Annotated in this window: 17 protein-coding genes; 16 read left to right on the top strand and 1 reads right to left on the bottom strand. The window is 59.3% G+C overall.

Features of this window, described 5'->3' with window-relative positions; genetic code table 11:
- Positions 1-30: 30 nt before the first annotated feature.
- From HB680_RS10980 to HB680_RS10905, 16 genes are all read left to right on the top strand, one after another.
- The gene (locus HB680_RS10980; protein ID WP_213938477.1) at positions 31-1,029 is read left to right on the top strand and encodes an ATP-grasp domain-containing protein; all 999 of its coding nucleotides are present in this window, start codon (positions 31-33) and stop codon (positions 1,027-1,029) included.
- Between the two features lie 79 nt (positions 1,030-1,108).
- Positions 1,109-2,248 (top strand): trypsin-like peptidase domain-containing protein, encoded by a 1,140-nt coding sequence (locus HB680_RS10975; protein ID WP_213938476.1) that lies wholly within the window; start codon positions 1,109-1,111, stop codon positions 2,246-2,248.
- A gap of 69 nt (positions 2,249-2,317) precedes the next feature.
- Positions 2,318-3,454 carry a phosphoribosyltransferase domain-containing protein gene (locus HB680_RS10970; RefSeq protein ID WP_213938475.1) on the top strand — a complete coding sequence of 379 codons (1,137 nt, stop codon included), beginning with the start codon at positions 2,318-2,320 and terminating at the stop codon, positions 3,452-3,454.
- Positions 3,444-4,202 (top strand): trehalose phosphatase, encoded by a 759-nt coding sequence (locus HB680_RS10965; protein WP_213938474.1) that lies wholly within the window; start codon positions 3,444-3,446, stop codon positions 4,200-4,202. The genes HB680_RS10970 and HB680_RS10965 overlap by 11 nt, the downstream gene beginning before the upstream one ends.
- Complete coding sequence (locus HB680_RS10960; protein ID WP_213938472.1) at positions 4,195-5,289, top strand: cysteine protease StiP family protein; 1,095 nt, start codon at positions 4,195-4,197, stop codon at positions 5,287-5,289. Before HB680_RS10965 ends, HB680_RS10960 begins: the two co-directional genes overlap by 8 nt.
- On the top strand, positions 5,289-6,239 hold the full coding sequence (locus HB680_RS10955) for an HpcH/HpaI aldolase/citrate lyase family protein (RefSeq protein ID WP_213938470.1): 951 nt from the start codon (positions 5,289-5,291) through the stop codon (positions 6,237-6,239). The genes HB680_RS10960 and HB680_RS10955 overlap by 1 nt, the downstream gene beginning before the upstream one ends.
- Positions 6,236-7,015: an HAD-IB family hydrolase gene (locus tag HB680_RS10950; protein ID WP_213938464.1), complete on the top strand. Its 780-nt coding sequence runs from the start codon at positions 6,236-6,238 to the stop codon at positions 7,013-7,015. Before HB680_RS10955 ends, HB680_RS10950 begins: the two co-directional genes overlap by 4 nt.
- A complete protein-coding gene (locus HB680_RS10945) occupies positions 6,996-7,583 on the top strand; it encodes a TerD family protein (RefSeq protein WP_213938463.1) in 588 nt (195 codons plus the stop codon). The genes HB680_RS10950 and HB680_RS10945 overlap by 20 nt, the downstream gene beginning before the upstream one ends.
- Positions 7,580-8,758 (top strand): TerD family protein, encoded by a 1,179-nt coding sequence (locus HB680_RS10940; RefSeq protein ID WP_213938462.1) that lies wholly within the window; start codon positions 7,580-7,582, stop codon positions 8,756-8,758. Before HB680_RS10945 ends, HB680_RS10940 begins: the two co-directional genes overlap by 4 nt.
- Positions 8,759-8,806: 48 nt before the next feature.
- Positions 8,807-9,256, top strand: coding sequence for a tellurite resistance TerB family protein (locus tag HB680_RS10935; protein WP_213938461.1), 450 nt, complete (start codon positions 8,807-8,809; stop codon positions 9,254-9,256).
- Between the two features lie 12 nt (positions 9,257-9,268).
- Positions 9,269-10,303 carry a TerC/Alx family metal homeostasis membrane protein gene (locus HB680_RS10930; protein WP_213938460.1) on the top strand — a complete coding sequence of 345 codons (1,035 nt, stop codon included), beginning with the start codon at positions 9,269-9,271 and terminating at the stop codon, positions 10,301-10,303.
- Between the two features lie 33 nt (positions 10,304-10,336).
- Positions 10,337-10,912 (top strand): TerD family protein, encoded by a 576-nt coding sequence (locus HB680_RS10925; protein ID WP_149658108.1) that lies wholly within the window; start codon positions 10,337-10,339, stop codon positions 10,910-10,912.
- Positions 10,913-10,945: 33 nt separating this feature from the next.
- Positions 10,946-11,524, top strand: a complete 579-nt coding sequence (locus tag HB680_RS10920) for a TerD family protein (protein WP_133840490.1) — start codon at positions 10,946-10,948, stop codon at positions 11,522-11,524.
- A gap of 107 nt (positions 11,525-11,631) precedes the next feature.
- Complete coding sequence (locus HB680_RS10915) at positions 11,632-12,600, top strand: hypothetical protein (protein ID WP_213938459.1); 969 nt, start codon at positions 11,632-11,634, stop codon at positions 12,598-12,600.
- A gap of 61 nt (positions 12,601-12,661) precedes the next feature.
- Positions 12,662-13,651 (top strand): lysozyme inhibitor LprI family protein, encoded by a 990-nt coding sequence (locus HB680_RS10910; RefSeq protein WP_213938458.1) that lies wholly within the window; start codon positions 12,662-12,664, stop codon positions 13,649-13,651.
- Between the two features lie 75 nt (positions 13,652-13,726).
- On the top strand, positions 13,727-14,914 hold the full coding sequence (locus HB680_RS10905) for a DUF4236 domain-containing protein (RefSeq protein ID WP_213938457.1): 1,188 nt from the start codon (positions 13,727-13,729) through the stop codon (positions 14,912-14,914).
- Between the two features lie 54 nt (positions 14,915-14,968).
- Here the strand turns inward: HB680_RS10905 and HB680_RS10900 are convergent, their stop codons facing one another.
- Complete coding sequence (locus tag HB680_RS10900) at positions 14,969-16,237, bottom strand: VWA domain-containing protein (protein WP_213938456.1); 1,269 nt, start codon at positions 16,235-16,237, stop codon at positions 14,969-14,971.
- Between the last annotated feature and the right edge of the window lie 117 nt (positions 16,238-16,354).

The raw sequence follows: 16,354 nt of genomic DNA, 5'->3' as shown, positions 1-16,354 counted from the left end.
CCCAGTCGATATTCATTCAGGAGCATCAACGTGATCTGGTTTCTCGAAGGTCAATCCAGCCAGCGCGATATTCTTATCGGCGCGCGCGAAGCACTGCCGGCGAACGTCAGGATCTTTGCTTCCCATCGTCAGGACCGACCTGAAATCACCGGTCAGGCCGACGTCAGCTTTCAGGAGCCGCTGGACAACGAGACGCGCATTGACTGGGTGATCGCCACGGCGCTTGAGCACGGCATCAAGGTGATTCTTGCCGGGCGGATCGGCAGTTACTACGAAGCGGCCCGTGAGCGGTTCGCCGCCGCCGGTTTGCAGCTCGTGACGGGCGGGATGTCCATGGACACCTTCAGCAACGTGGACGACAAGAGCCGCTTCACCGCCGAGGCTGAGCGAGCGGGGCTGGCCTGCATTCCCGCCGTGACGGTCAGCAATGCCCGGGAACTGACCGTCGCCTACGAGACGTTGTCCCGCCAAGGTGAGGTGTGCATCAAGCCTGTCGTTGGGATCTATGGTCAGGGTTTCTGGCGGTTCAAGGCGGATGTCGATCCGTTCCGCTGCCTGGAAAACCCGGATGCGCGGGAAGTCGATTTTGAAACCTACCTGAACATCTATCAGTCCGGCGCGGAGCGGGCGCCGATGCTGGTCATGCCTTATTTGCCGGGGAGCGAGTGTTCCGTCGACATGGTGTGCGAAGCCGGTAAGCCGGTGGCGTTCGTCGGCAGAAGAAAGCAGGGTGTTCACCAGACATTCGAGCGCGAGTCCGCTTCCGTGGAACTGGCCCTCAAGGCTGCTGCGCACTTCAAGTGCGATGGACTGGTCAATGTTCAGACGCGCGACGACCACGAAGGCGTTCCCCATTTGCTGGAGATCAACCCTCGCTATTCCGGTGGTATTGGATACACGCGAGCGACAGGAGTGAACCTTGCGGGAATCTTCGCCGCTCGTCGGCTAAATCTACCCGAACCCGCGGGCCAGTGGGTAGACGGTGTGCGAGTGAAGCCAATCACAGTTGCCGTTGTAGCGCCTTCCTGATATTACAAAGCCACATAGACAGTGAATGATTGTAGCTGTCTTGGCATAATTGCCAGCATACCGATCAAGGAACGACAGGATGAAGGCGCTTACGCCTGGAGCGAACGCTGCTATATCGGGCGTAAAATGTGCTTGGACGCTGGATTGCAGCCACTCTTCCGCCTTTGGGGAATACGCAGCCGTCGCGCTGCTGCCTGTCACTGAAAAGCGTCTACCGACCGGTGACCCGGCTCTGTTTCAAGTCACTCAACAGTGGATGGAATGGAGCGGTACTCCGTCGTCTATCGGCTGTTCCCTGGATTTGTCCCGGCTCCCTGGCGGCAGCGAACGTCTGCTGCTGGTCGTTTATACCTTCTCGGCGGCTGGCCCCGTCAGCGAACTCAAAGACCTGCGTCTGCAAGTCGACAACCAAGTCGAACTGTCCCTTGATCTGAAAGGCAATGGCGAATCAGCGATCGTCATTGGCGAGTTCTACAGCCGCAACGATCAGTGGAAATTCCGCGCCCTGGCCGAAGGCTCGGCCTATGGCCTTGCCGCGATGGGCCGTCGCATGGGCATCACGATCGATGATGCACACCCCACGCGCCGTCCGTATTCAGGCGATTCGCCGAGGAACCGTGGCTCGGCGACGGGCACCGGATTTGCCGTTTCACCCGGTCATGTCATGACCTGTGCCCATGTGATCGAGGAGATGCAGGAGCTGCACATTTCCTCCTTTGCCGGCCGCTACCGCGCCGAAGTGGTGGTGGTCGATCAACGCAACGATATGGCCTTGCTGCGCATTCAGGATTGCCCGCCGCTGTCGCCCGTCGTCTTCAAGGACGGCGCCGGTTGTGCACTGGGCGAGTCGGTCATTGCCCTGGGCTTTCCGATGGCAGGCCTGGCGGGTGGTGGCGTTCATGTGACACAGGGCGGGGTGTCCGGTCTGTTCGGGCTGCACAACGATTCAAGCCTGCTCCAATTCACCGCGGCCATTCAGCCAGGCTCCAGCGGTAGTCCATTGTTTGATAGCAGTGGGGCGGTCATCGGGATGGTGACGTCGTCGCTGCCGGACGCGCAAAACATGAACTTCGCGGTCAAGGCCGGGTTGTTACTGGGCTTTCTGGATGCCTGTCATGTCTCGCCACCCAAATCTCCAACCGGTCGAATTTTCTCGACCGCCGAAATGGCTCGTGAAGCTCAATCGTCACTCTGGCGGATCGAAGCCCGAAATCCGTAGAGGCACCCTGCTTTAAAAATAGTGAAGGGTTGTCAGTTCACTACCTCGCCTCTTTTAGGAATGTTGCAAATGGAATTCGCAGTAGAAAAAACCTCGACCACCCGACTCAGCGCGCAGCTCAAACGCGGGCTGATGGAAGTCGATGTCGATGAATCATCCATCGAACCCCACTCTTTGTTCGGATTCGCCGAGCGCCGTAATCCTAAACGTGCGTTTCTTTTTGTGTCCCGTGTTCTGGGCCGGCATATTCCCGTGCGCCCATCGATGATGCAGGCCAGCTACGAGCGCTTGGCGGCAAAGATTCCCGATGATCTGCCGGGCCCCGTACTGGTGATCGGTATGGCGGAGACGGCGGTTGGCCTGGGTGCCGGCGTGCACCGCGCTTACAGCAAGACCCGCCCGGACGCCGTCTATATGGTGAGCACTCGCCATCCGGTCGGCACCGAACTGTTCACCCGTTTTGAAGAAGAACACAGCCACGCCAGTGCGCACCTGATTCACCAGCCCACCGATCTCGATGTCCGGGAAATGATGCTGAATGCGCGTTCCCTGGTGCTGGTTGACGATGAAGCTTCCACCGGCAAGACGTTCATCAATCTGCATCGCGCCCTCGTGGATGCCGGGCTGAGCAAGGTGGAGCGGGTCGTGACCTGTGTGCTCACTGACTGGTCCCGCGGCGCGGTGCGCAACGTTCTGGGCGAGACCGCCACTCAGGTGTCGCTGCTGCAGGGCGCTTATCGCTTCTCTGAAGATCAAGACGCGCCATTACCGGAAATGCCGGATGTGGGCGCGGTTGCCGTGGGTGAATGGCCGCTTGATCCGCGTAACGACTGGGGACGCTTGGGCGTGCGTCATGTGGCGGACACATTGGCCCCGGATATTCAGGTCAAGCCGGGCGAGCGCGTGATGGTCGTGGGCACCAGCGAATTTGTCTGGCGTCCGTTTCTGCTGGCCGAGCGTCTGGAGCGGGCAGGGGCTGACGTGCATTTCAGCTCGACCAGTCGCTCGCCGATTGCCTTGGGCCATGAGATCGGCCACGCCTTGTCGTTCTCCGACAACTACGGCCTCGGCATCCCGAATTTTCTCTACAACGTGCGTCCGGGTCAGTTTGACCGGGTGTTGATCTGCACCGAAACGCCTGCGCAAGCGGTGCCCCGGTCGCTGATTGATGCATTGAACGCCGAGGTCATTGTCGATGAGCAATAAGCGTCCCCTGATACTCATCGATCTGGATGACACCCTGTTCCAGACCGCCCGCAAGATGCCGCAAGGCGCGGAACGGCACACCGCGACGCTGGACGTCGAGGGGCAGCCCAATGGCTACATGAGCGCCGTGCAGAAGAGTTTTGTGGAGTGGTTGCTGGCGTCGGCGGATGTCGTGCCGGTCACGGCGCGTAGCGTCGAAGCCTACAGCCGCGTGCAATTGCCCTTCGTCGCGGGCGCCGTGTGTTCCCATGGCGGTGTGATTCTCCAGCCCGACGGTACGCTGGATCGGGATTGGCACGGGCAGATGACTGAGGCGCTGGCGGCGTATCAAAACCGCCTCCCCGCGCTGAGTGCTGCAACCCTGGCCATCGGTGAGGAAATGGGTTTTTCCCTGCGCGGCTGGGTGGTGGAAGAGCAAGGCCTGTTGAATTACGTCGTGACCAAGCACAACGAGTCGGACGATTCGGTGCTGCAAAAGGTTCTGGCTGAAGTCCAGTCCCGAGGCCTGCTCGACGACATGCACATCCATGGCAACGGCAACAACCTGGCCTTCCTGCCGAAGGGATTGTCCAAGCGTCTGGCGGTTCAAGAGCTGCTGCGTCGTGATCGCGCCGCGAATGGCGAACGTCCGGTGCTGGGGTTTGGCGACAGTGTCACTGACCTTGGCTTCATGAACGAATGTAACTTCTGGGCGACCCCTTCCAATAGCCAGTTGGCGAAGGTTGTGGAGGCCATGATCAATGGTTAATGCCTTTGCCCATCTGACCACGGTCGGCAGTGGCAGTTACGCGCCGGATGACGTGCACTTCCTTTTGCAGCCGGTCGACATCGAAGTGACGGATGTTGAAGAGAAAGAGCGCCTGATCCAGACGCGGCAGAAGCATTACTCCGAGATGATCAGCCTGGAATCGGCCCCGACCGACGTCCACAAAGGGCTGTACCAGCGTGCAATGCTGCAGAATTCGGCCCGGATGGCCCGGGATGTCCAATCCCTGGCACTGGCGTTGGACCAGGCCTGTGACGGCCCTGCGATCGCGCTGGTTTCGTTTGTGCGCGCCGGGCTGCCCTTGGGCGTATTGTTGCGCCGGGCGCTCCTGGACCTGGGGCGTGACGCCCATCATTACGGGATCAGCATTGTTCGTGACCGAGGCATCGACATGATTGCCCTGGAAGCGGTGATTGCCGCTCACGGCGCTGAAAACATTGTGTTTGTGGATGGCTGGACCGGTAAGGGCGCCATCTCTGGAGAGATCCAGCGCAGCCTCAAGGGCGATGCACGGTTTCCCGAGCAGCCACGGCTTGTCGTGCTGGCCGACCCTTGCGGTCGCGCCTGGCTGGCGGCCTCGGCTGAAGACTGGGTGATCCCGTCGGGCATCCTCGGGGCCACGGTTTCCGGCCTGGTTTCGCGTTCCATCTGGCCCACCGACGGTGGCCTGCATGGTTGTGTGGTCTACGACCACTTGCACGAACACGACGTGACGCGGGACTTCATCGACCAGATCGAAACCGTGCGTCAGGCGCAGCCTGCGGTCGAGGCCGCTGCTCCCTGGACTGAGGCGCAACGCTGCGAACTCCAGTCTTCGGCGTTGGGTGTGATTGACGCGATTGCCGCGCAATTTGGCATTACCAATCTGAACCGGGTGAAACCCGGGATTGCCGAGGCGACGCGGGCCGTCCTGCGCCGAGTACCGGATCACGTACTGGTCCGGGATCGCAGCGATCCGGACGTGCAACTGCTGATGCACCTGACCGAACGAGCGAACGTGACGGTTGAAGAGGTCGGCGCAGCCTTGGGTCCCTACCGTGCAGTGACCGTCATCCGGAGTTTGAGCTGATGAAAACACTATCGCCCTACGCCCTCGGTGCAACGCTCTACATGCCGGCAACCCGCGAGGACATCCTCGACGTGGTCCTGCACAAAAAGTTGCCTGAACTGCGCTCGATGGTGGTGTGCCTTGAAGACGCGGTCGCGGACATTGATGTCGAGACTGCGTTGGCCAATCTGCACAAGTTGTTGCGTTCGATCGAACAACAGGGCGGCCGCTCGGCAGACGGGCCGATGCTGTTCGTGCGACCGCGTGATTCGCAGATGGCCGCGGTGCTCAACGATTGGCCGTTGATGGCGCATGTGGATGGTTTTGTCTTGCCGAAACTGAGCCTGGCCAATCTGCGCTCATGGGAGTTGGCGGTCACCAACCCCGACATCTTTCTGATGCCGACCCTGGAAACCCGGGAAGTCTTCAATCCGGTGGCGATGGTCGAGTTGGGCGCGGCGCTCAAGCAGACGCTGGACCATCGCATCATTGCGCTGCGGATCGGCGGGAATGACCTGCTGGGTTGCCTGGGCCTGCGGCGCAATCCGGCGACCACGCTGTACAGCACGCCCATGGGTTACGTCATCCCGATGCTGGCCGGGGTCATGGGCTCGCAAGGGTTTGCCTTGACCGCCCCGGTGTTCGAGCGTTTGGCGACGCCGCACTTGCTGCTGGAAGAGCTGAGCCTCGACATTGCCCATGGCCTGGTGGGCAAAACCGCCATTCATCCAAGCCAGATCAGCAGCATTCAGGACAGTCTGCGCGTCAGCCTGGAAGATCTAAATTGTGCCAAATTGATGCTGAACGAGGTCGCGCCTGCCGTCTTCAATCACAATGACACGATGTGCGAACCAGCCACTCACTTCAAATGGGCCACCAACATCCTTGAGCGTGCCAAATGGCATGGCGTCAGGCATGCGGAGCCGAGCCAGACCGATCAATCGATTCGTCTTGCGGAGGCGGGTCGATGACTCAGGAAATGCTCGAAATGGGCCCGGCCGGGGCCAAGGTACTGTCGGTTTTTGACTTCGACGGCACGCTGACCCGGCATGACAGCTTCGTCCCCTTTCTGAAATATGCATTTGGCAAACTGGAGTTCGCCAAGCGCTTGCGCCTGCTCGCCGGACCGGGGGTGCGTTACCTGACGCGCCGTTTGTCTCGAGACGAACTCAAGGCACGGCTGATCGCCGCTTTCCTGACTGACGCCAAAGAAGAGTGGGTCCGGCACAAGGCCGCAGAATTCTGCGGCTTGTATTGGACCCGCCTGATGCGACCTGCCGGGCTGACCTCTGTGGCCGCTGAAAGACAGGCCGGCAGCGAGGTCACCCTGTGTTCAGCCTCGCCAGCGCTGGTCCTGAAACCGTTTGCCGATCGCCTCAACATCAAGTTGATCGCCACTGAACTGGAAGTCGTCGATGGGCGGCTGACGGGGCGCATCTCCGGCAACAACTGCCGCTGTGAAGCGAAAGTGCAGCGACTTGAAGCGGTGTATGGGGATTTGACGCAATACCGATTGCGCGCCTGGGGCGACACCCGTGGCGACCACGAGCTTTTGGCCGCTGCGCAAGATGCGCACTGGCGACATTTCCATCCCGCATGGCGTCGTGGACGCCTTCGGGTCACCAAGACCTTGGCTCGAGACGCAGGCGTTGTGCCGACGGCGACTCATCCGGTTGAGGGCAGCAACGATAAACACGAGCAACCGACGATCAACAAGGAGCGTACCGATGGCCCTAACTCTGACTAAAAACCAAACAATCTCCCTGGAAAAAACTGCCGGCGGTGGCCTCACCGCTATCAGTCTTGGCCTGGGCTGGGATCCGGAAAAAGCCGGGTTCATGGGGCGTTTGATGGGGAACGGTGGTGAAGTCGACCTGGATGCTTCCTGCATTCTTTTCGATGCAGATTTCAAACCAGTGGACCTGGTGTGGTTCCGTCAGCTGACCTCCCGCGATGGTTCGATCCAGCACTCGGGCGACAACCGTACCGGCGAAGGCGACGGTGACGACGAAACGATCACTGTTGATCTGCAACGTCTGCCGGCCACCGTCAAGTCCCTGGTGTTTACCGTGAACAGCTTCACCGGCCAGAACTTCGAAAAGATTGCCAACGCCTATTGCCGCATCGTTAACGCGAGCAACAAGACCGAACTGGCGCGCTTCAATCTGTCGGAAAAGGGTCGTCATACCGGCGTGGTCATGGCCAGTCTGGTGCGTGAAAACGGCGGTTGGGAATTCAAGGCAATCGGTCAGGTGACCAATGGCCGTACCGCTGACGACCTGGTCAACCTGGCCGTTCAAGCGGTGCGTGCATGACGACCCTGGTACCTGGCGGAAACGCGCCGGTAGCCACCGGCCAGGTACGGATCGATATCAGCTACTCGGCCATTCCGGGTGCGGATATCGACGTGTCTGCATTTGTCCTGGGGGCCGCGGGTAAAGTCCGCGGCGACACCGATATGTGCTTCTACGGCCAGACCAACGTGCTGGGCGGAACGGTGCAGATGACCGAATCCTCTGCCGGTCGCGCGGTCTTCACCCTTGATTTGTCACGCCTCGACGCGGCAGTCGAGAAAGTGGCGCTGACCGCGACGATTTATGAGAACAAAGCCAGTTTCGACCGTGTGTCCCAGCTTTCGCTGGCGGTCACTGGCGGCGTCGAAGCGCAGATTCCCACGGGCGGAATGAAGGAAACAGCCCTGATCCTCGGCGAGTTTTACCGTCGCCAGGGTGAGTGGAAGTTCCGTTGTGTCGCCCAGGGTTTCGCCGGTGGCCTGGAGCCGTTGGCCAAGCACTTCGGCGTTGAAATTGCCGCGCCGACCCCGGCTCCGGTTGCTGCTCCTGCTCCTGTTGCGGCACCTGCCGCGCCAGCGCCGGCAGCACCGAAGTCGTCGGTCAGCCTCAGCAAAATCACCCTCGACAAGACCCGCTCCTCGATCAGCCTGGAGAAAACCGCAGAAGGCTTCGGCGAGATCAAGGTCAACCTCAACTGGAACAAGGGCAAGGGCGGTGGTTTCTTCTCGCGAAACAATTCCATCGACCTCGATGTAGGTTGCCTTTTTGAGTTGCAGGACGGGTCCAAGGGGGTTGTTCAGGCGCTGGGCAATTGCTTCGGCGAGCTCGAATACGATCCCTACATCCAACTGATGGGCGATGACCGTACCGGTGCCGTCAGCGATGGCGAATGGCTGCACATCAACGGTAAGCATTGGGGTGAAATCCGCCGGGTTCTGGTGTTTGCGTTCATCTATGAAGGTGCACCGAACTGGCGTGAGACCGATGGCGTCGTGACCATTTATGTCCCGGGCCAGCCACCGATCGAAGTTCGCCTGAATGAAGAGGGCGGTCGCCTTGGCATGTGTGCCATCGCGCTGCTGGAAAACGTGGGCGGCGGCGTCAAGGTGAGTCGACGCGTCGACTTCCACAAGGGCCATTCGGTCATGGACAAGGCTTACGGCTGGGGTATGCGCTGGGCGGCGGGCTCCAAGTAATTATTTGAATACGGCGGGCCGGTTCGGCCCGCCCTTGAGGTGAACAACATGTTGTCATGGTTGAAAACGAACGCGGCACTTGCCCGCGAAAAGCTGAGCACCGAAGTGGCCAAGTTCAAGAACAAAGAGTTCATGGAAGCGGTCGCCAATAGCTGTGCCATGGTCGCGGCGGCTGACGGTGAAGTCAGTTCGGCAGAAAAAATGAAGATGACCGGGTTCATCAACAACTCGCCTGAGTTGAAGGTGTTCAACCTGACCGACGTCATCAAGGTCTTCAACGACGCGTGTGGCAAGTTCGAGTTTGACTACCAGATCGGTCAGGCCGAAGCCCTGAAGAACATCAGCAAGATCAAGGGCAAGGACGGCGCAGGCCGCCTGCTCGTGCGTGTTGCCTGCGCTATCGGCGCGTCGGACGGTAATTTCGACGACAAGGAAAAAGCCGTTTGCCGCCTGATTTGCCTCGAGCTGGGTCTACCCCCGGCTGACTTTGAACTCTAAGGAACAAAAACTGTGGAAGTTACTCACCTGGGTTTCCCCCCGCTGACCATCGCTGTATTCGTGGCGCTGGCGCTCGGCGCGATGATCCTCGACATGTTCACCCATCGCGGTGACCAGCCGATCAGCCTCGCCAAAGCGTCGGCCTGGTCGGTGTTCTGGATTCTCATCTCGTTCGGCTTCGCAGGGTTTCTGTACGTCGAACACGGTCCGGATGTCGCGACCCTGTTCATCACCGGCTATGCGCTGGAAAAAGTCCTGAGCGTGGATAACCTGTTCGTGTTCATGGCGATCTTCGCCTGGTTCAAGGTTCCGAATGGCCTGCGCCACCGCGTTCTGTACTGGGGCATCATCGGCGCGATCGTTTTCCGCCTGATCTTCGTGGCCATCGGTACTGGTTTGCTGGCGCTGGGGCCGTGGGTCGAAGTGGTCTTTGCCCTGATCGTGGCCTGGACGGCAGTCATGATGCTGCGCAGCGGCGGTGACGACGAAGAGGAAGAAGATTACTCCACGCACATGGCTTACCGCTTCGCGAAGAAGCTGTTCCCTGTGTGGCCGAAACTGCATGGTCACGACTTCTTCGTGCGTCGCAAGACGCTGGAAGCCGAACTGACCAAGCCGGAAAACCAGGGCATGTCGCTGGCGGCCAAGGGCGGCCTGTTCGCCACGCCGTTGTTCCTGTGCCTGGTGGTTATGGAAGTGTCCGACGTGTTGTTCGCTTTCGACTCCGTCCCGGCGGTCATCGCGGTCAGCCGGGAACCGCTGATCGTGTTCTCGGCGATGCTCTTCGCCATTCTTGGCCTGCGGACCATGTACTTCGTACTGGAAGCCCTCAAGCGCTACCTGGTGCACCTGGAAAAAGCCGTTATCGCGCTGCTGTTTTTCATCGCGGTGAAGCTCGGCCTGAATGCGACTGACCACCTGTTCCATCACGGTTACAACATCGATCCGAACACCAGTCTGATCATCGTTGTCGTGGTGCTGGCCATCGGCATCTTCGCCAGTGTGATCTTCCCGGAAAAGGAAGTTGCCCCGGCTGACAACCAGTAATTCAAAACGCATTAACCACAAGGAGCTGTACTCATGGCATTGACTCTTCAAAAAGGCGGCAACCTGTCCCTATCGAAGACCGATCCTTCGCTGACCAAAATTCTGGTTGGTCTGGGTTGGGATCCTCGCGCAACTGACGGCACGGAATTTGACCTGGACGCGAGCGCGTTCCTGCTGGGTGCCAACGGCAAAGTGCGTGGTGACGCCGACTTCATTTTCTACAACCAGCTCAAAAGCGCTGACGGTTCCATCGAGCACACCGGTGACAACCGCACCGGTGCTGGCGATGGCGACGACGAAGTGCTGAAAATCGACTTGAGCCGCGTTCCGGCTGATATCGACAAGATCGCCTTCACCGTCACCATCCACGACGCTGATGCTCGCAAGCAAAACTTCGGTCAGGTCGGCGGCTCGTTCATTCGTGTTGTCAACGAAATCAGCGGTGCCGAGATCGTGCGTTACGACCTCGCAGAAGACGCTTCCACCGAAACCGCGATGATCTTCGCCGAGCTGTACCGCAACAACGGCGAATGGAAATTCCGCGCCGTGGGTTCGGGCTTCGCCGGTGGCTTGAAGGCGCTGGCCAACTCGTACGGCATGAACTTCTAAAACCCCTCGGTCTACTGAATAAGGAAACTAATCATGGCTGTAAGTCTTTCCAAAGGCGGCAACGTATCCCTGTCCAAAGAAGCACCCGGTCTGACCGAAGTGCTCGTGGGCCTGGGCTGGGATCCTCGCGTCACTGACGGCACCGAGTTCGACCTTGATGCGTCGATTTTCGTCGTGGGCGAAAACGGCAAAGTGCTCGACGACAACAGCTTCATTTTCTACAACAACAAGAAGTCGGCTGACGGCTCCGTCGAACACATGGGCGACAACCGCTCCGGTGCCGGCGAAGGCGACGACGAGCAAGTGACGGTCAAACTGACCTCCCTGGCTCCGCTGGTGAAGAAACTGGTATTCGCAGTCACCATTCACGACTCCGATGCGCGCAAACAAAACTTCGGCCAGGTTTCCAACGGCTACATCCGCGTTGTGAACAAGGCTGACGGCAAAGAACTGGCACGTTTCGACCTGAGCGAAGACGCTTCCACCGAAACCGCCATGATCTTCGGCGAGCTGTATCGCAGCGGTGAAGAGTTCAAGTTCAAGGCCATCGGCCAAGGTTTTGCCGGCGGCCTGAAGCCTCTGGCTGAAGCCCACGGCGTCAGCATCGGCTAACCCTTTCGGGTGCCGGGAGCCCCGCTTTCATGCGGGGCTTTTTTGTGTCGATCTCATTCAAAACCTGCGGGATCGGGGTTGGGTTAACGGAAAAAGGATTCAGGGATATGAACACACGGGCCATCCTGGCAGGTGCCACGATCACGTTGTTGGCAGGGTGTGGGGCGTACAACGACTTCAAACTGAACAATGCGGTCCAGGAATACAAAGAAACCTGCTTTGGCAACTACACCAACGAATGTGAAAGCAAGTTGGTCGACACCAACATCATCATGCTGGAAGTCATGAAGACCAAGGTGGGCGCTCAGAAAGACGAGATGGTGAAAGCCTTTGGTGATGACGGGTACGCGTTGTATCTGGATGTCAGTGGGAAAGTGCTCGATCAGGCGATAGAGCAGCAGGAAAAGATGCGACCAGGCTGGTTTGCGCGATGGTTTCTGGGGGATGGCCAGCCCTTCTCAAACTCAAGGAACCTGTTGATTGGTTATGACGATGCCAAGGACATTCGTAACGCTGTGCTCAAGCAGTTTGTAGCCGAGGCCAAATCCAAAGGGATCACGCCACGTCTGGCTGCGGCTGAAACCGCGCCCGCTGTTCAAGCCCCGGCGCCAGCAGCGGTGCAACCGCCCGTTTCAGTGCCCCAGCCCGTACCCGCGCCAGTTGCCGGGTCACTGGATGCCGCTATTTCCAACGCAGTGAACGCCGCCACCCGCGAAGACGGCGGCGACGAATACCCGGAAGGTCGAAAAGTCCTCAGGGCCGATCTCAACGGTGACGGCCAGGTTGACGCCTTGGTGATTTACACCATTGAAGGGCAGGGCGGCGGCAACGGTTCGTTTTCGACCCTGGGTATTTTCTATTCGAACAATGGCGCCTTCGATTTCAAGGGCAGCACAGTGGTCAGCGGTGCAGTCACCGCGCTACAGGTGCTCGATAACAAGATCATCAGCGTCAGTTCGCTGGAAGTTGGTCCGGAGGATGCCAACTGCTGCCCGACGCTGGAGTCGGAGCAGAAATACCAATGGGACGGCAATCGCCTCGAAGCACTGCGAGAAGCGCCTCTTAAACAGGGTTAAGCGAGTCGGGTCGTATCCCGCTCAACGCGGCGGGAACGGCTGACCCAATGAAGGGAACTCAATGAAACTGGATATCGGACTCAAACTCGCCGTCGTCACCTGTTGCCTGCTGCTGGGAACGGCACAGGCGACCAGTTTTGACTGCGCCAAGGCCTCAACACCTGTGGAACATGCGATTTGTGAAAGCCCACAACTCTCGCGCCTCGACGAACAGATCAACAGTTTGTATGTCCAGGCACTGGATCGGGTCGCGGACAAGACCGCACTTCGCCAGGAGCAACGGGACTGGTTGAAGCAGCGCAACACCTGCACGACGACGGACTGTCTCGTTGGCGTGATGTCGGCCCGGGTGCAAGAGCAAATGGCTGCCAACCCTCCAAAGGTCGCGCCTGCCCCAAAGCCTGTTACACCAGCACCGGCACCGGTGCCTCAACAAAAAATCGCCGTGGATCGGAGCGTGCCATCGGTGAGCACTTCACCTGCTCCAGCGGTTTCAAGTCCGCCGGTTGCGCCCGTGGGCGTTGCACCCACCAATAACACCAGCACGAAAGATCCCCACGAACTGTTGCCACTCAAACTGGCCGGCCTCGCTGTGCTGCTATTGCTGATAGCTGCCGTCTGGTTGCATCACCGTGGATCAATGACCATTTACCAGGATTACACCGACGCCCTGTGGACGAGCCTCACCCCGGCCATTGGCATCGGCTCATACTTTGCGCTGGCCTTTTTTGAAGTGCCGAAGAACTACGCCGTCATCGCTGCGTTGGTCATTACGGGTTTGATGGCCCTCCAGGTGATCATTCAAACCTACCGCAGTAATGGCGTGTCGCTGTATTTCCTGCTCGCGCTGTTCGCCAAAGTCGGTTTGCTCTTGATTTACTTCCTGATGATGGCGCTGATACTGGCCGGCGGTTCTCGAAACCAGCGTGAGGCACGCCGCAAGCGCGGCTGGATGATTGCCTGCACTTCGATCTTCGTATTCTTTTCGGGCTGGATTTGCCGTCATCGGCATTTTTCATCGATCAATGACTACATGGCCGGGCGCGTCTAGTTAAGCGCTGCGCGCGTCATCAGGGAATGCGCCGGGATTTCGCCCAGCGCTTGAGCGTTTGAACAGGGAGCAATCATGGCCTTCAGATTCAGCAAGCGGATTACGATCATTCCGGGCATTCGGCTCAACATCAGCTCCTCGGGATTGAGCGCCTCTGTCGGGCCGCGTGGCTTGAGCATGACGATGGGCAAGCATGGCACTTACCTTAACGCCGGGTTACCGGGCACGGGGCTTTCCTACCGTGAGCGCATCGACCGGCCACGTCGTTCCGGCCCGGCGGCGTCCGGGGCCGCTGATTACAGCGGTTCGGTCAAGCTGTCGGTGGAGGATGACGGCACGTTGTTGCTGAGCGATCTTGACGGTAACGAGCTGTCCGCCGCCGTGATCAAGCGCGTCAAGGTCGAGCAGGCGTACACGATTCAGGACCTGATGGAGCGAGCGGCGCAAAAGCTCAACACCGAGCTGGAACAATGTCTGGGCGTTCACTTGCTGACGCCGGCACCGAACGCGCCACCCGCCATACCGGCGCCGTTTCCCATCGATCCACCTTCGCCCCCGGTGATTCAGGACCCTTCGCTGGTGGATCGGTTGCTCTTGCGTTCGGCGCGGATGGACGCGATGACGCAAGCCGCAGAGGCGCAGTATCAAAGCGATCTGCTCGACTGGACCGTGGCCCGCGACACGCACGAAAAGGACAGGTCGGACATCGAAAAGGCCTTTCGTCTGGCGGCCAAAGGCTTCAGTGCGCAGATGGAAGCGGCGTTGGACTACGTGCTGAGCGGCATTGCCTGGCCCAGGGCGACGCAGGTTGCCTACGCGTTCACCCAGGACGTCACCGGGATCGCGCTGGATGTCGATCTGCCGGATGAGAGCGAAGTGCCGCGCCGCACGGCTGAAGCGCGAGGCAACGGCAAGCTGTCATTCAAGAATCGCACGGACGCACAGGTGCGCCGTGATTTCGTAGCGCTATGCCATGGTTCGTTGTTCAGAGTGGTGGGCGAGGTGTTTGCGTTGTTGCCGGGGATTCGGACATGCCTGGTGTCGGGGTACATCCAGCGCACGAACCCGGCGACAGCGTTAGTCGAGGATCAATACGTGATGTCGGCGATGGTCACGCGGGAGCAGTGGGAAGGTATCGACTTCCATCGACTCGTCGAGCTTGATCCCGCGGCGACATTCACTGCTGCTGGCGCGCGGGTCAGTCTGGATCGTTCTGCGCGGTTCCGGGAGATCAGCCCGTTCGAACTGTCCGACCTGGGCTGAAACGCCTCTCCCGCACCGCGAAACAATGCGCTGCGGGAGAGGGCGGGAGCAAGATTAAAAAATAATCCCTTTAGCCTTCGCATCCTTCAGCCATTGTGGGAATTCTTCCATCAGCTTGTCGTACAGCTGCTCTTCGCTGATGTCGCGCAGGTCATCCAGCGCGAAGAAACCACAGTTGTCGACGACCCGGCCTTGCATGGTGTCGAGTTTTTCCAGGATGCCGTAGTTGTGCCCGCCGATGCCGACGAATTGCCAGAAGATCGGCAGTTTGGCCGCTTCGATCATCAGTTTTTTGATCGCGCCGCTTTCAGAAACACCGCCATCGCTGATGAACAGGATATAGACCGGTGTGGTGTCCCGGGACTTCTTGTAGAAGTCGATGACTTTCTTGATGGCCTTGGGTTCGTCGTTGTAGCGAGCGCCCACTTTCCAGTCTTTCCAGCCATGGCTGTCGGTGTTGATGAAGTCTTTGTGGTTGGCCAGCGTCACGGCAGACAGCTGCAAGGTGTCGGCGCCGAACGCCCAGCAGTCGAGGGTGCCATCGTCGTCGAAGTGCAGCGCCAGGGGCAGCAGTCGATTGACCACTTCCTGAACGCGGCCGATGGTGTATTGGTTGTGCATGGAGCCGGACGAATCCAACACCAGGCCGACCCGCGCCTTAACATCCGTCAGCTTGGCTTTTTCGAGGCTGATCTGGGCTTTCTTCGCCAGGCTGATCAGGTGCGGCGCGGCATTGCCGATCTTCTTCTCGAGGGAAATGCTGCTTGTAACGGGAGCCGGTACGGGGACTGGAGCGGGCGTCGGCGCCGGCGCGTCAGCCACATCGCCGCCGAAATGTTTCACCAGCGCTTCCAGGCCGGCGTTGAACCCTTGCAGGTTGGACGCCAGGCGCCATTCGCCCGACTTGCGATAAAGCTCGACGACCATGATTGCCTTTTCGTCGGCGAAGGTCGCTCCCGAAAACGGGCATTGCGCCAACACATTGCCCGACAGGCTCTTGATGCTGAAACGGCTGGCCTGGATATCGCGCATCGCGCCAGCACCGTCGATCGAGGTGGTGAAGACCAGACGATCAATAGTGGCGGGGAGTTTGGCAAGGTCGAGGGTGAAATCACCGCCGTTCGACATGCTCACGCCATTGCACGGTGTCGTGGGCTGGTTGAAAAACACCATGTAGCGATCATCGGACAGTTTGCCTTGGGCATCGATGCCGAAGCACACAAAGTCGAGCACATGGGGCGACTGGACGTTGATCGAAAGCGTGAGCTGCGAACCCGGCATGAGGCTGGACAAGGGTAACCGTTGTCCTTGGCTGATTTGCATATTGCGTCCTTGTAATGGTTGCGCCGTGGTGCTGGCATTCATCGGAAGTGCAGGAGAAGGATTATGCGGGAGTAAGGGAACGATGGGGGCGAAGTTTATGCGGTGGGCGTTGCGCCG

Source organism: Pseudomonas sp. dw_612 (assembly GCF_018449725.1).
Taxonomy (GTDB): Bacteria; Pseudomonadota; Gammaproteobacteria; order Pseudomonadales; family Pseudomonadaceae; genus Aquipseudomonas.
Note: the sequence above shows the minus strand (reverse complement) of the source record. Positions and strands in the feature narration are given on the sequence as shown.

What these genes read in the sequence shown, in the direction of transcription:
- HB680_RS10975 (WP_213938476.1), top strand. Translation starts at nt 1,109, where the DNA reads ATGAAGGCGCTTACGCCTGGAGCGAACGCTGCTATATCGGGCGTAAAA.
- HB680_RS10970 (WP_213938475.1), top strand. Translation starts at nt 2,318, where the DNA reads ATGGAATTCGCAGTAGAAAAAACCTCGACCACCCGACTCAGCGCGCAG.
- HB680_RS10965 (WP_213938474.1), top strand. Translation starts at nt 3,444, where the DNA reads ATGAGCAATAAGCGTCCCCTGATACTCATCGATCTGGATGACACCCTG.
- HB680_RS10960 (WP_213938472.1), top strand. Translation starts at nt 4,195, where the DNA reads ATGGTTAATGCCTTTGCCCATCTGACCACGGTCGGCAGTGGCAGTTAC.
- HB680_RS10955 (WP_213938470.1), top strand. Translation starts at nt 5,289, where the DNA reads ATGAAAACACTATCGCCCTACGCCCTCGGTGCAACGCTCTACATGCCG.
- HB680_RS10950 (WP_213938464.1), top strand. Translation starts at nt 6,236, where the DNA reads ATGACTCAGGAAATGCTCGAAATGGGCCCGGCCGGGGCCAAGGTACTG.
- HB680_RS10945 (WP_213938463.1), top strand. Translation starts at nt 6,996, where the DNA reads ATGGCCCTAACTCTGACTAAAAACCAAACAATCTCCCTGGAAAAAACT.
- HB680_RS10940 (WP_213938462.1), top strand. Translation starts at nt 7,580, where the DNA reads ATGACGACCCTGGTACCTGGCGGAAACGCGCCGGTAGCCACCGGCCAG.
- HB680_RS10935 (WP_213938461.1), top strand. Translation starts at nt 8,807, where the DNA reads ATGTTGTCATGGTTGAAAACGAACGCGGCACTTGCCCGCGAAAAGCTG.
- HB680_RS10925 (WP_149658108.1), top strand. Translation starts at nt 10,337, where the DNA reads ATGGCATTGACTCTTCAAAAAGGCGGCAACCTGTCCCTATCGAAGACC.
- HB680_RS10920 (WP_133840490.1), top strand. Translation starts at nt 10,946, where the DNA reads ATGGCTGTAAGTCTTTCCAAAGGCGGCAACGTATCCCTGTCCAAAGAA.
- HB680_RS10915 (WP_213938459.1), top strand. Translation starts at nt 11,632, where the DNA reads ATGAACACACGGGCCATCCTGGCAGGTGCCACGATCACGTTGTTGGCA.
- HB680_RS10910 (WP_213938458.1), top strand. Translation starts at nt 12,662, where the DNA reads ATGAAACTGGATATCGGACTCAAACTCGCCGTCGTCACCTGTTGCCTG.
- HB680_RS10905 (WP_213938457.1), top strand. Translation starts at nt 13,727, where the DNA reads ATGGCCTTCAGATTCAGCAAGCGGATTACGATCATTCCGGGCATTCGG.
- HB680_RS10900 (WP_213938456.1), bottom strand. Translation starts at nt 16,237, where the DNA reads ATGCAAATCAGCCAAGGACAACGGTTACCCTTGTCCAGCCTCATGCCG.